The organism is Tsukamurella sputi, assembly GCF_007858445.1.
GTDB lineage: Bacteria > Actinomycetota > Actinomycetes > Mycobacteriales > Mycobacteriaceae > Tsukamurella > Tsukamurella sputi.
Window position 1 is genome coordinate 1 of the sequence record NZ_VIGV01000184.1, and the last position, 538, is coordinate 538.

The following is a 538-nucleotide window of genomic DNA, read 5'->3' on the forward strand; positions in this document are numbered from 1 at the left end:
GGAGGACTTCGCACTCGACACGGACTACGCCGTGGGCGCGATCGATGAACTCCGTCCCGACGTACTGTTCCTCACGAATCCGAACAATCCGACGGGGCACCTCATCCCCGAGGACGAGCTGATCCGCTTGATCGAGGCCGCACCCGGGATCGTCATCGTCGACGAGGCATACGGGGAGTTCAGCGCAGGACCGTCCGCGGTGCGACTGCTGGATCGCTTCGGCGAGAAGTTGATCGTGAGCCGCACGATGAGCAAGGCCTTCGCCTTCGCGGGCGGACGGGTCGGTTACCTCGTGGCGGCGCCGGCGATCGTGGATGCCATCCAGCTCGTGCGCTTGCCGTACCACCTGTCGGTGTTCACCCAGGCCGCGGCGATCGCGGCGATCGACCATCGCGCCGAGACGTTGGCCTCCGTCGCTCACCTGTCCGCCGAGCGCGACCGCATCGCAGCACGGCTGGCGGAGCTGGGCTACGACGTCATCGACTCGCACGCCAATTTCATCCTGTACGGCGGCTTCGCCGACGAGGCCGCCGCATGG

General features: G+C 66.9%; 1 protein-coding gene. It reads left to right on the top strand.

Annotation, left to right across the window (positions count from 1 at the left end; translation table 11 throughout):
- Positions 1-538: aminotransferase class I/II-fold pyridoxal phosphate-dependent enzyme (locus FK268_RS23735; protein WP_146437904.1), on the top strand; the 538-nt coding region annotated here is incomplete at both ends.